We start from the raw sequence: 10,443 nt of genomic DNA on the forward strand, positions 1-10,443 counted from the left end.
ACCACCCGGTCAGGCCGGGGACGCGCCGTCCTCCTCCACGCGGACGGCGGGCTCCGGCCGCTCGACGTAGACGCTGTGCTCCCGGCCCGGATGACGGCGCGCGCTGACCACGAACCACACCAGGCCCACCAGGAACATCGCGATCGAGGTCCACACGTTGAGCCGCAGGCCCAGCACGTCGTCGAGCTGGACGCCGTCGACGCGGAGCATCTCGATCCAGGCGCGACCTGCGGTGTAGGCCATGATGTAGAGCGCGACGACGCGGCCGTAGCCGAGCTGGAAGCGGCGGTCGGCCCAGATGATCGCCGCGAACGCCGCCAGGCACCACAGGCTCTCGTAGAGGAACGTCGGGTGGAAGGTCGTGCCGGGCGGGTAGCCGGCGTTCACCGCGGTGCTGTCGCTCACCGAGAGCGCCCAGGGGAGGTCGGTCGGCCGGCCGAAGAGCTCCTGGTTGAACCAGTTGCCCCAGCGACCGAACGCCTGCGCGACGAGGACGCCGGGCGCGACCGCGTCGAGGACGGGGAGCAGCCTGATGCCCTTGCGCCGGGCGCCGATCACCATGCCCAGGGCGCCCATCGCGATCGCGCCCCAGACACCGAGGCCGCCGCGCCAGACGTAGAGCGCCTCGATCGGGCTGCCGCCCTCGCCGAAGTAGAGCTGGTTGTCGGTGATCACGTGGTAGAGCCGGCCGCCGACCAGGCCGAACGGCACCGCCCAGATGGCCAGGTCCTGGATCTCGCCGGGCTTGCCGCCGCGGGCGACCCAGCGCTTCTCGCCGATCCAGATCGCGGCGACGATGCCGAGGATGATCGCGAGCGCGTAGCCGCGCAGGGGCAGCGGCCCGAGGTACCAGACGCCCTCGGAGGGGCTCGGGATCGACAGTGCGGTGAGCATCGGCTACCTCAGTTCGGCGGGGTGGAGTGGGCGACGGCGCGGCGGACTCCCCCGGCCAGGTCCTCGGTGAGCGCGGTGAGCGCGGGCAGGCCCTCGCGCAGCGCGCGGACGAACGCCGTGCCCACGATCACGCCGTCCACGTGAGCCGAGAGGTCCGCGGCCTGCGCGCGGGTGCTGACCCCGACGCCCACGCCGACCGGGAGATCGGTGGCGGCCCTGGTCCGGCCGATCAGGGGCGCGACCCCCGCCGCGGTCGCCTGCGTCGTGCCGGTGACGCCCATGATGCCGGTGGCGTAGACGAAGCCACGGCAGCTGCTGGTGGTCATCGCGATCCGCTCGTCGGTCGACGAGGGCGCGACGAGGAAGACCTTGTCCAGGTCACGGGCGTCGGCCGCCTCGATCCAGTCGGGCACGACATCGGGCGTCACGTCGGGGGTGATCAGGCCCGCGCCGCCCGCGTCGTGGAGCTGCTGGGCGAAGTGGTCGACGCCGCGGCGCGCGATGGGGTTCCAGCTGGTCATCACGAGCGTGGGGGCCCCGGTCGCCGCGACCGCCTCCACCACCCGGAACAGGTCATCGAGGCGGAAGCCGGCGTCGAGGGCCTCCTGGACCGCGGCCTGGATGACCGGCCCGTCCATGACCGGGTCGCTGTAGGGCAGGCCGACCTCGATGATGTCGCACCCGGCCGCGACCATCGCCTTGATCGCCTCGATCGAGCCGGCGATGTCGGGGAAACCGGCGGGCAGGTAGCCGACCAGCGCCGCGCGACCGTCCGCCTTCGCCTTCTCGAAGACCACGCTCGTGCTCACTCGGGCTCCCCCGTCTCGGCGTTCGCGTCGCCCAGCCCGAACCAGCTCATCGCGGTCTCCATGTCCTTGTCGCCGCGGCCCGAGAGGTTGACCAGCAGGGTCTGGCCCGGCCGCTCCTCGGCGAGCCGCAGCACGCCGGCCAGCGCGTGCGCCGACTCGACCGCCGGGATGATCCCCTCGGTGCGCGCGAGCAGTGCCATCGCGGACATCGCCTCGGCGTCGGTGACCGGGAGGTACGTCGCCCGCCCGACGTCCGAGAGGTACGCGTGCTGCGGGCCGACGCCCGGGTAGTCCAGGCCCGCGGAGATCGAGTGCGACTCGATGGTCTGGCCGTCCTCGTCCTGGAGCACGAACGTGCGGGCGCCGTGCAGCACACCGCGGTCGCCGGCGTGGATGGTCGCCGCGTGGCGGCCGGTCTCGAAGCCCTCGCCGCCCGCCTCGAAGCCGTAGATCGCGACGTCCGAGTCGTCGAGGAACGCGGTGAACAGGCCGATCGCGTTGGAGCCGCCGCCGACGCAGGCGGCGATCGCGTCGGGCAGCCCGCCGTACTGCTCGAGGCACTGTGCGCGCGCCTCGTCGCCGATGCCCCGGCAGAAGTCGCGGACCATGCTCGGGAACGGGTGCGGGCCGGCGGCGGTGCCGAAGAGGTAGGCGGTGTGGTCGACGCTCGCCACCCAGTCGCGCAGCGCCTCGTTGATCGCGTCCTTGAGGGTCGCGCTGCCGGAGTCGACGGCGACGACCTTGGCGCCGAGCAGGTTCATCCGGGCGACGTTGAGCGCCTGCCTCTTGGTGTCGACCGTGCCCATGTAGACGGTGCAGTCGAGGCCGAAGTACGCCGCCGCGGTGGCGCTCGCGACGCCGTGCTGCCCAGCGCCGGTCTCGGCGATGACCCGGGTCTTGCCCATCCGCCGGGTGAGCAGCGCCTGGCCGAGCACGTTGCGGATCTTGTGCGCGCCGGTGTGGTTGAGGTCCTCGCGCTTGAGCAGGATCCGGGCGCCGACGCGCTCGCTCAGGCGCTCCGCGTGGTAGAGCGGGCTCGGCACGCCGGCGTACTCGCGCAGGATCTGCTCGAACTCCGCGACGAACGCCGGGTCGGCCATCGCCTCCTGCCAGGCCGCCGTGAGCCCGTCGAGCGCGGCGACCAGGGCCTCGGGCATGAACCGGCCGCCGAAGCCCGTCGCCGGAGGACCGAACCACCCCCGCTCGTCGGCCTCGTAGCTCACGGAATCACTCCTGTCATGGCCGCGACCGCGGCCTCCGGGTCGCCGTCCCTCACCAGCGCCTCGCCGACGAGTACGGCGCGGGCGCCCTCGCCCACGAACCGCTTGACGTCGGCGGGGCCGAAGATGCCGCTCTCGGCGACCAGGACCCGGTCGTCCGTCGTCGAGCAGAGCAGCGGCGCCAGCCGGCCGAAGGTGTCGTCGTGGATCTCGAGCGTCTTGAGGTTGCGCGCGTTCACGCCGACCAGCTCCGCGCCGAGCGCGACCGCCCGCTCGGCCTCGGCCTCGTCGTGCACCTCGACCAGCACGGTCAGGCCGAGCTCGCGGGCCTCGTCGTACAGCCGGCGCAGGGTGTCGTCGTCGAGCGCGGCGACGATCAGCAGCGCCAGGTCGGCGCCCGCGGCGCGGGCCTCGATGAGCTGGTAGGTCGCGACGATGAAGTCCTTGCGCAGGATCGGGGCGTCGACCGCGGCACGGACCGCGCGCAGGTCGTCGAGGCTGCCGCCGAACCGGCGCCGCTCGGTGAGCACGCTGATCGCGGCGGCACCGCCGGCGGCGTACCTCCGGGCGAGCTCGGCGGGGTCGGGGATGTCGGCGAGGGTGCCCTTGCTCGGGCTGCGGCGCTTCACCTCGGCGATCACGCTGGAGCCGGGCGCGCGGAGGTGCGGCATCGGGTCGCGTGGCGGGTCGACGTCGGCCAGCGCGGCGCGGAGGTCGGCCAGGGGCGTCGCGGACTCCCGTTCGGCGAGGTCGGCGCGCACGCCGGTCACGATCTCGTCGAGCACGGACATCTGACCCCCTGACATGGACTCAGTGTTTCACGCTGCGTGAACCCGTCTCAGGTGGGTAGTGTCCGGCGCAACGGCCGGCAGACGGACGGCCATGACGAAGGGTTCTCGCTGTGAGCTACTCCGAACCGCCTCCCCCGCCGCCGCAGTACGGCGCACCGCAGCCGCCGATGGGCGGTGCACCGCAGAAGACCAACGGCAAGGCCATCTGGGCCCTCGTGCTCGGCATCCTCGGCCTGATCTGCTGCGGGTTCTTCACCGGCATCCCCGCGATCATCCTCGGCAGCATGGCCAAGAAGGAGATCCACGCCGGCCGAGGGACCGGCCGAGGCATGGCCCAGGCCGGCTTCATCCTGGGCATCATCGCGGTCGTCTTCGGCATCCTCGGCCTGATCCTGTGGGCCACCGGTGTCGTGAACGTCAGCGGCAGCACCTCCTGACCGGTCGGGTCAGGGGGCGAGCCAGCTGCCGGGCAGGTTGCGCAGCACCGTGAAGGCCAGCAGGACGACGACCGCGGTCACCACGAGCGGACGACGCCAGGCGCGGGGCACCGTGCGCCTGGTCCCGCGCCAGCGGTCGACGAGCCAGAGGCCGAGCGCGACGAGTACGACCGGCAGCACCACGACGAAGAGCAGGTTGCTCGAGGCCGCGGCGCCGACGTCGCCGTTCGCCAGGTCGTTGACCGCACGCAGGCCACCGCAGCCGGGGCAGGAGACGCCCATCGCGGCGGACGGGCAGATGCCCCAGGTGCCGCTGCCGTGCGGGTCGCGGGCATAGAGGGCCGCGGTCGCGGCGGCGAGCCCGCCGATCGTCGCCAGCGGCGCGATCAGCCGCCGGCGGCGGGCGGGCGTGGCCACCGAGGTGGACGCCACGGTCGCCTGGCCCATCGGCTCAGTGGCCCGACTCGTGGAAGCCGAGCCTGACCATCACCGCGAAGATCACCAGGGACGCCACGCCGAGCGCGACGCCGATCCAGAAGATCGTCATGTTGACCGGCGAGAGGAGCAGCCCGACAGCGCCCACCACGAAGCCGAGCATGGCGACCGTGACGGCCGTCCAGGCTGCGGGGGTGTTGCCGTGGTTGTCAGACATGCGGGCTCCTCGTCGCGATCGTGCGGGTCGCGGACAGTCTATTCAGGCTGGTGAGGGTCGGCCGCCGTCGGGTCGCGGCCCTCGGCCATGGCCTCCAGGGCTCCAGGCCGGAGGTACGGCGGCGGTCCCTCGCGGGCTCAGCCGTCGATGGGGACCAGGTCGGCGTCGAAGCAGGTCCGGTCGCCGGTGTGGCAGGCGGCCCCGACCTGGTCGACCTTGACCAGCAGGGTGTCGCCGTCGCAGTCGAGCCGGACCTCCTTGACCCACTGCACGTGGCCGGAGGTGTCGCCCTTGACCCAGTACTCCTGGCGACTGCGGCTCCAGTACGTCGCCCGGCCGGTCGCGATCGTCCGCGCCAGCGCCTCGTCGTCCATCCACCCCAGCATCAGCACCTCGCCGGTGTCGTGTTGCTGCACGACCGCGGGCACGAGCCCCTCGGCGGTGCGCTTGAGCCGGTCCGCGATCGCGGGGTCGAGCGTGGTCATGCCTCCAGTATCGCGGGTGGCCGACGGGGCGACGCTCTATCCTTGAGCGCGGACGGGCTGGCCGGGCGACCGCGTCACCCCCTTTGACGAGGAGGTGCCGAGGAAGGTCCGGGCTCCACAGGGCAAGGTGGTGGGTAACACCCACCCGGGGCGACCCGCGGGACAGTGCCACAGAGAACAGACCGCCTCCCTCCCGCTGCGGCGGGGCGGAGGCAAGGGTGAAACGGCGGTGTAAGAGACCACCAGCGACCGGGGCGACCCGGCCGGCTCGGCAAACCCCACCTGGAGCAAGGTCAAGAAGTCCGGTGCCCGCACCGGACGCGCGCACGACTGAGGGCGGCCCGCCCGAGTGCGCGGGTAGACCGCTGGAGGGCGTCGGCAACGGCGCTCGTAGATGGATGGTCGCCACGCTTCGGCGTACAGAACCCGGCCTACAGGCCAGCCCGTCCGCAAAACCTTGTCTGATGCGAAAGCAGGTTGGGGGGGTCGTACTGTGCCCACGATTTTCATTCGCCGTCAGTCGGTGGCCATCGATGACCGCTGCTGATCGCCACCGAGAAGCTCGTCGACGATCGCCCGGCTGCGAGTGTCCTCGTCGCCCATCAGGTGGCCGTAGGTGTTCCAGGTCTCGACGGCCGACTTGTGGCCTCAGCCTCACCCCGTTTGTCGACTAGACTGACCGCACTCAAGGAGGTGGTCTCATGACCGCAGAGCAGGTTTCGCTCTCCCCGCACGCGCAGGAGTTCGTGGCCTCGATCGTCCAGAGCGGCGAGGTCAGCGATGCTGCCGAGGTAGTGGACATTGCGCTGCGCCGCCTTGAGCAGGAGCGTGCGTCCAAGCTGGCAACCTTGAAGTCCGAGGTCCAGAAGGGCTTCGACGACATCGAGCAGGGTCGCTACACCGACCTCCACGGTGAGGACGAGTTGAAGGCGCACCTCGCGAAGCTTCGCGAGGAGCGCGCCGCGGAGCGTTCCGCGCGCGCTTGATGACCCTGAACTATCGCCTCAGCCAGGCAGCCGATCGGGACTACAAGGACATCTTGAACTGGTCCGAGGATCAGTTTGGGCAGGCCGCGATGGAGCGGTACGACGCTCTTCTGGAAGCGGCCCTGCTTCACGCCGCCCGGCGCAGGGACGGCTTCGGATTCCGACAGCGTCCAGAGCTCTGCGCCGGCGTCGTCAGCTGGCACCCGAAGCACTGGCGGCAAGGTCAAGAGCCCTCGCCACGTGCTGTATTGCCGCTGGGACGATGACGTCCTCGTCGTCGGCCGGATCTTGGGCGACGTCATGGAGCCTGAGCTTCACATCACGCCGGACATGGACTGGGAATAGATCAGAGCTCAATCCCGCGGCCCGGCGAGGGTGCCTGCGGGCCTCCTCGACAGACTCGGCGACGAGGTGAGCTGAGGACGTCGGAAACGGGCACCGTGGAGCCTTGCGCGCCGTAGGCAGTGGTCGCGTGGGGCCAACTCGACATGCTGGCGGCGACGACAAGCTCCCAGCGTTGCGAGGAGCGCCATCTGCTGCTGGCGTTCGACGTCGCTGGCATGCACGACGATCTCACGGCGGTGGCGACGTCCAGTTGCAGCGAAGCGTCAGCACCGGGTCCGCAGGTCGGCGAGGACGGCGGCGTCGACGACCCAGCGCTCGGCGTCCGCCAGCTCCGGCTTGAAGTGGAAGCCCAACGGCACCAGCTCTACGCCTGCTCGGTCGAGCTTGACGTCCAGCGGCTGGAGCGCATATCCGGCGCGCCCTTGGACCTCTGTACGGGCGAGGACCTGACACTTCGCGTAGTAGGCCGTGACGCCGCGTACCGCGACGACGGTCGCGAGCCCGCGGGCGTCCAGGTTGGCGCAGGTCTCGCGTCCGGCCACTGACACGAGGATGGCCGATCCGTCGTCGGAGACGCCGATCTGCGCCGACGAGAGCAAGGCCACGTGGGGATGACCGGAGTCCGCGACGGTGAGGAACGGGAACGCTTGACTGGTCGATTCTCCACCGAAGATGTCGTCGGTCGCCAGGAGGTCGACCAGCTCGTCAGGCAGCATCTGCACACGTCCTTTGCTTGCGTCGTGCATGGGCAACGTCGACAGGTCCGGGATCAGGCTCCTCGTGAGCGCATCGCTTCATAGACCCTCTCCGGCGTCATCGGAAGAACGTCCGGGCACACGCCGACGGCGTTCAGGATCGCGTTCGCCACGGCTGGTGCCGCCAGGATGATACTCGGCTCGCCCACCCCCTTGGCGCCGAAGGGACCGGTCGGATCGGGCATCTCGACGATGACGGTCTCGACTCTCGGGCCGTCGAGGACTGTGGGCATCCGATAGTCCATGAACGTCCCGGTCAAGGTGGCCCCACTGGTGGGGTCCACCACCAGATCCTCGGTGAGCGCGTAGCCGAGACCCTGAGTACGTGTTGGGAAAGGCCCTATCTGGTGGCGCTGGGCTGCCAGGGTCGTCGGCCCGGAGTGGGTGCGAGACGTCGAGTCATGAGTCCGATCATGGTCCACTTGATCATGGCCTCGGAGTGGGCGGGCAGTCGCTCGTAGTCACGGGCCAGGCGCCGGGTCCGCATCAGCCAGGAGTTGGTCCGCTCGATGACCCACCGGCGTGGGAGGACCTCGAAGGTTGGGCGTTTGTCGGTGCGCTTGACGATCTCGACCACGATACGAAAATGGTGCTGGGCGAAGGCCAGGAGCTTGCCGGCGTAGCCGCCATCGGCCCACGCCAGCACGATGGAAGGCATCTTGATCTTCGCTCGCTCCAGCACGAGCCGGCCACCGTCGCGGTCTTGCAGTGCAGCGCTGGTCACGAGCACGACGATGAGCAGGCCGAGGGTGTCGGTCACGATGTGCCGCTTGCGGCCGTTGATCTTCTTACCCGCGTCATAGCCGCGAGTGTCCGCCCCGACGGTGTCGGCGCCCTTGACGGACTGGGAGTCCACGATCCCCGCGCTGGCCATGGGGTCACGACCATCTCCATCGCGGACCGCGTCACGCAGTGCGTCGTGGATCCGGTCGGTGGTGCCGTCCTCGGCCCAGCGCTGGAAGTACCAGTACACGGTGTCCCAGGGTGGGAAGTCGTGCGGCATCTGCCGCCACGAGCATCCCGTCCGGTTGACGTAGAGAATCGCGTCCACGATCCGGCGGCGTGGGTGCTTGGCTGGCCTACCGCCCGGTTTGACCGCGACCATCGGCTCGATCAGAGCCCACTGCTCATCAGTCAGGTCCGAGGGGTAGCGGGCTGGGGAAGAAGACCGCATGCCCCCACGCTGGTCCTTAAGTCCTGGTCACCAGCGGAGGCGCGCCGACCGCTTTCCCAACACGTACTAAGTACGTGTTGAGAATGGGTCATGGCCTGCTGCGTGCCGCCCCGGCACGCACCTGGACCGCGTTGTCGTCGGTCGCCGGGACTCCGTCCCGCCTCCCTCCTCCGCCTTGCCAGGCACGCACCGGATACGACGCTCGCGACGGCCGACCCCTTTCTCAACACGTACTGATAGGCACCGCCCTCGATCTGGCCCTCGATGAGCATGGGGTTGATCGCCTTGCCCACGTCGTGCACCGCAACCAGCCGGGTGACGCGGACCTGCCCGGTGTCGACGTCGACCTCCACCTCGGCGAATTGCGCCGGTCTATGTACACGCCCGCGCGCTCCCGTTGAGCTCGCTCGCGCTCTTCTACCCTCTGTTCGGGCTGGTGCTCGCGCTCGCTCCCATCGCCTTGGGCGGCATGTCCGATCGCATCGGACGCGAGCGGACCATTCGGCTCGGGTGCGCGGTTGCGATCGGTGGACTGCTCCTTGCCTCGATGCCCGTCGACAGCTTCTCGACATTTCTCGTAGGTGCGGCGGTCGTCGGCGCAGCGAGCTCGATGGTGACCGCGGCGCTAGCCGCCGCGACGATCGGGCAGATCCCGACCGTATCGGCAGCGCGATGGCTACCTACTCGATGGGATATCAGTTGGCCGCGGGCCTGGGTGCGCTGCTCTGGGGGACGCTGATCTCGGTCCTCGGCTTCCCGGCTCCGTTCGTCGTCGCCATCGGACTCCAGGTGATGACCGTGGTCCTCGTCCGCCTCTTGGGCGGCGAGGACCGCCCCGCGAAGGCTTGACCGAGCTCGCGGATCCCGGTCCTATGGCCGGGTCGGCCGGGGATCGCGGCGCCACGCCCGCCGAGCGCGACGGTGCGCGTCACACCGCCATGTTGAGGGCCGCGAAGATCTCACGCGTCGCCTTGGAGCGATTGAGCGTGTAGAAGTGCAGGCCCGGCGCGCCCCCGGCCAGCAGCTCGTCGCACAGCTCGGCGGCGATCGCGATTCCCTCGGCACGCAGCGCGACCGGGTCGCCCTCGTGGACCTGCACCCGGGCGACCACCTCCGTCGGCACGTCACGGCCGGACAGCTCGGCCATCCGGGCGACCTGGCGCAGGTTCAGGATCGGCATGATGCCGGGCACGATCGGGATCTCGACGCCCGCCGCGCGCGCTCGCCGGACGAGCCCGAAGTAGTCGCTCGCGCGGAAGAACATCTCCGTGATCGCGAACTCCGCGCCGGCCCGCTGCTTGCCCAGCAGGACCCGCACGTCGTCGTCGAGCGTCGCGCACTCGCGGTGGCCCTCCGGGAACGCCGCGACGCCCACGCTGAACTCCCCGGTCTCCTTCACCAGCGCGACCAGCTCGTCGGCGTAGCTGAGGCCGCCCGCGGTCGCGGTCCACGGGGTGCCCGGCCCGCCCGGCGGGTCGCCGCGCAGCGCGAGGACGTTGTGGACCCCGGCGGCGGCGTACGCCGCCAGGATGCTCCGGAGCTCGTCGCGGGTGTGGCCGACGCAGGTGAGGTGGCCCATCGGCGTCAGCGGCGTCTCGGCCGCGATCCGGCCGGTCACGCGGACCGTGGTGTCGCGGGTGGTGCCGCCGGCGCCGTACGTCACGGAGACGAACGTCGGCCGGTAGGGCTCCAGCTCGCGGATCGCCTGCCAGAGCTGCTCCTCGCCCGCCTCGTCCTTGGGCGGGAAGAACTCGAAGGAGAACGAGCGCTCGCCGTCGCGGATCAGGTCGCCGATCCTCCGAGTCCGCTCGTGCGCCATGCGCAACAGTCTAGGGAATCGCTGATCAACGGACCATTGGCAGGTGAGGTTCCGCGGACTGGCCTGGGCGAGCTGC

Annotated in this window: 15 protein-coding genes and 1 other RNA gene; 4 read left to right on the forward strand and 12 right to left on the reverse strand. The window is 70.6% G+C overall.

Going from position 1 to position 10,443, the window contains the following annotated elements:
- Positions 1–9 precede the first annotated feature (9 nt).
- Genes lgt through trpC form a run of 4 tightly spaced genes read right to left on the reverse strand, consistent with a single transcriptional unit; the run spans position 10 to position 3,714 of the window.
- A complete protein-coding gene (gene lgt / locus ACYVKX_RS15890) occupies positions 10–894 on the reverse strand; it encodes a prolipoprotein diacylglyceryl transferase (RefSeq protein WP_460834332.1) in 885 nt (294 codons plus the stop codon).
- An 8-nt stretch (positions 895–902) separates the two neighbouring features.
- Positions 903–1,703 carry a tryptophan synthase subunit alpha gene (trpA, locus tag ACYVKX_RS15895; protein ID WP_460834334.1) on the reverse strand — a complete coding sequence of 267 codons (801 nt, stop codon included), beginning with the start codon at positions 1,701–1,703 and terminating at the stop codon, positions 903–905.
- Positions 1,700–2,926, reverse strand: a complete 1,227-nt coding sequence (gene trpB / locus ACYVKX_RS15900; RefSeq protein WP_460834336.1) for a tryptophan synthase subunit beta — start codon at positions 2,924–2,926, stop codon at positions 1,700–1,702. Before trpB ends, trpA begins: the two co-directional genes overlap by 4 nt.
- The gene (trpC, locus tag ACYVKX_RS15905) at positions 2,923–3,714 is read right to left on the reverse strand and encodes an indole-3-glycerol phosphate synthase TrpC (RefSeq protein WP_460834371.1); all 792 of its coding nucleotides are present in this window, start codon (positions 3,712–3,714) and stop codon (positions 2,923–2,925) included. Before trpC ends, trpB begins: the two co-directional genes overlap by 4 nt.
- Before the next feature lie 110 nt (positions 3,715–3,824).
- Between trpC and ACYVKX_RS15910 the strand changes: the two genes are divergently transcribed.
- Positions 3,825–4,151: a DUF4190 domain-containing protein gene (locus ACYVKX_RS15910; protein ID WP_460834338.1), complete on the forward strand. Its 327-nt coding sequence runs from the start codon at positions 3,825–3,827 to the stop codon at positions 4,149–4,151.
- A gap of 9 nt (positions 4,152–4,160) precedes the next feature.
- Here the strand turns inward: ACYVKX_RS15910 and ACYVKX_RS15915 are convergent, their stop codons facing one another.
- From ACYVKX_RS15915 to hisI, 3 genes are all read right to left on the reverse strand, one after another.
- The gene (locus ACYVKX_RS15915) at positions 4,161–4,598 is read right to left on the reverse strand and encodes a DUF2752 domain-containing protein (protein ID WP_460834340.1); all 438 of its coding nucleotides are present in this window, start codon (positions 4,596–4,598) and stop codon (positions 4,161–4,163) included.
- 4 nt (positions 4,599–4,602) lie between these two features.
- Positions 4,603–4,803, reverse strand: a complete 201-nt coding sequence (locus tag ACYVKX_RS15920) for an HGxxPAAW family protein (protein WP_460834342.1) — start codon at positions 4,801–4,803, stop codon at positions 4,603–4,605.
- Positions 4,804–4,940: 137 nt separating this feature from the next.
- Entirely contained in the window at positions 4,941–5,288 is a 348-nt protein-coding gene (gene hisI / locus ACYVKX_RS15925; protein WP_460834344.1) for a phosphoribosyl-AMP cyclohydrolase, read from the reverse strand.
- Between the two features lie 53 nt (positions 5,289–5,341).
- Here hisI and rnpB point away from each other — a divergent pair.
- Positions 5,342–5,738: RNase P RNA component class A (rnpB, locus tag ACYVKX_RS15930), an RNA gene on the forward strand.
- 251 nt (positions 5,739–5,989) lie between these two features.
- Positions 5,990–6,274, forward strand: a complete 285-nt coding sequence (locus tag ACYVKX_RS15935) for a type II toxin-antitoxin system ParD family antitoxin (RefSeq protein WP_460834347.1) — start codon at positions 5,990–5,992, stop codon at positions 6,272–6,274.
- A gap of 608 nt (positions 6,275–6,882) precedes the next feature.
- Here the strand turns inward: ACYVKX_RS15935 and ACYVKX_RS15940 are convergent.
- Genes ACYVKX_RS15940 through ACYVKX_RS15955 form a run of 4 tightly spaced genes read right to left on the reverse strand, consistent with a single transcriptional unit; the run spans position 6,883 to position 9,120 of the window.
- On the reverse strand, positions 6,883–7,335 hold the full coding sequence (locus tag ACYVKX_RS15940) for a hypothetical protein (protein WP_460834349.1): 453 nt from the start codon (positions 7,333–7,335) through the stop codon (positions 6,883–6,885).
- 53 nt (positions 7,336–7,388) lie between these two features.
- Positions 7,389–7,796, reverse strand: coding sequence for a molybdopterin cofactor-binding domain-containing protein (locus ACYVKX_RS15945; RefSeq protein ID WP_460834352.1), 408 nt, complete (start codon positions 7,794–7,796; stop codon positions 7,389–7,391).
- Positions 7,715–8,548, reverse strand: a complete 834-nt coding sequence (locus ACYVKX_RS15950) for an IS5 family transposase (protein WP_460834354.1) — start codon at positions 8,546–8,548, stop codon at positions 7,715–7,717. The genes ACYVKX_RS15945 and ACYVKX_RS15950 overlap by 82 nt, the downstream gene beginning before the upstream one ends.
- Positions 8,509–9,120: a molybdopterin cofactor-binding domain-containing protein gene (locus tag ACYVKX_RS15955; protein WP_460834358.1), complete on the reverse strand. Its 612-nt coding sequence runs from the start codon at positions 9,118–9,120 to the stop codon at positions 8,509–8,511. Before ACYVKX_RS15955 ends, ACYVKX_RS15950 begins: the two co-directional genes overlap by 40 nt.
- A 100-nt stretch (positions 9,121–9,220) precedes the next feature.
- Here ACYVKX_RS15955 and ACYVKX_RS15960 point away from each other — a divergent pair, with 100 nt between their 5' ends.
- On the forward strand, positions 9,221–9,397 hold the full coding sequence (locus ACYVKX_RS15960; RefSeq protein ID WP_460834361.1) for a hypothetical protein: 177 nt from the start codon (positions 9,221–9,223) through the stop codon (positions 9,395–9,397).
- Between the two features lie 79 nt (positions 9,398–9,476).
- On the opposite strand, the gene metF is transcribed toward ACYVKX_RS15960, so the two are convergent.
- Positions 9,477–10,367: a methylenetetrahydrofolate reductase [NAD(P)H] gene (gene metF, locus ACYVKX_RS15965; RefSeq protein ID WP_460834365.1), complete on the reverse strand. Its 891-nt coding sequence runs from the start codon at positions 10,365–10,367 to the stop codon at positions 9,477–9,479.
- Positions 10,368–10,443: the final 76 nt, after the last annotated feature.

Source organism: Nocardioides hungaricus (assembly GCF_054782915.1).

What these genes read in the sequence shown, in the direction of transcription:
- lgt (WP_460834332.1), bottom strand. Translation starts at nt 894, where the DNA reads ATGCTCACCGCACTGTCGATCCCGAGCCCCTCCGAGGGCGTCTGGTAC.
- trpC (WP_460834371.1), bottom strand. Translation starts at nt 3,714, where the DNA reads ATGTCCGTGCTCGACGAGATCGTGACCGGCGTGCGCGCCGACCTCGCC.
- ACYVKX_RS15915 (WP_460834340.1), bottom strand. Translation starts at nt 4,598, where the DNA reads ATGGGCCAGGCGACCGTGGCGTCCACCTCGGTGGCCACGCCCGCCCGC.
- ACYVKX_RS15920 (WP_460834342.1), bottom strand. Translation starts at nt 4,803, where the DNA reads ATGTCTGACAACCACGGCAACACCCCCGCAGCCTGGACGGCCGTCACG.
- hisI (WP_460834344.1), bottom strand. Translation starts at nt 5,288, where the DNA reads ATGACCACGCTCGACCCCGCGATCGCGGACCGGCTCAAGCGCACCGCC.
- ACYVKX_RS15935 (WP_460834347.1), top strand. Translation starts at nt 5,990, where the DNA reads ATGACCGCAGAGCAGGTTTCGCTCTCCCCGCACGCGCAGGAGTTCGTG.
- ACYVKX_RS15940 (WP_460834349.1), bottom strand. Translation starts at nt 7,335, where the DNA reads ATGCTGCCTGACGAGCTGGTCGACCTCCTGGCGACCGACGACATCTTC.
- ACYVKX_RS15950 (WP_460834354.1), bottom strand. Translation starts at nt 8,548, where the DNA reads ATGCGGTCTTCTTCCCCAGCCCGCTACCCCTCGGACCTGACTGATGAG.
- ACYVKX_RS15955 (WP_460834358.1), bottom strand. Translation starts at nt 9,120, where the DNA reads ATGTCGAGAAGCTGTCGACGGGCATCGAGGCAAGGAGCAGTCCACCGA.
- ACYVKX_RS15960 (WP_460834361.1), top strand. Translation starts at nt 9,221, where the DNA reads ATGGCTACCTACTCGATGGGATATCAGTTGGCCGCGGGCCTGGGTGCG.
- metF (WP_460834365.1), bottom strand. Translation starts at nt 10,367, where the DNA reads ATGGCGCACGAGCGGACTCGGAGGATCGGCGACCTGATCCGCGACGGC.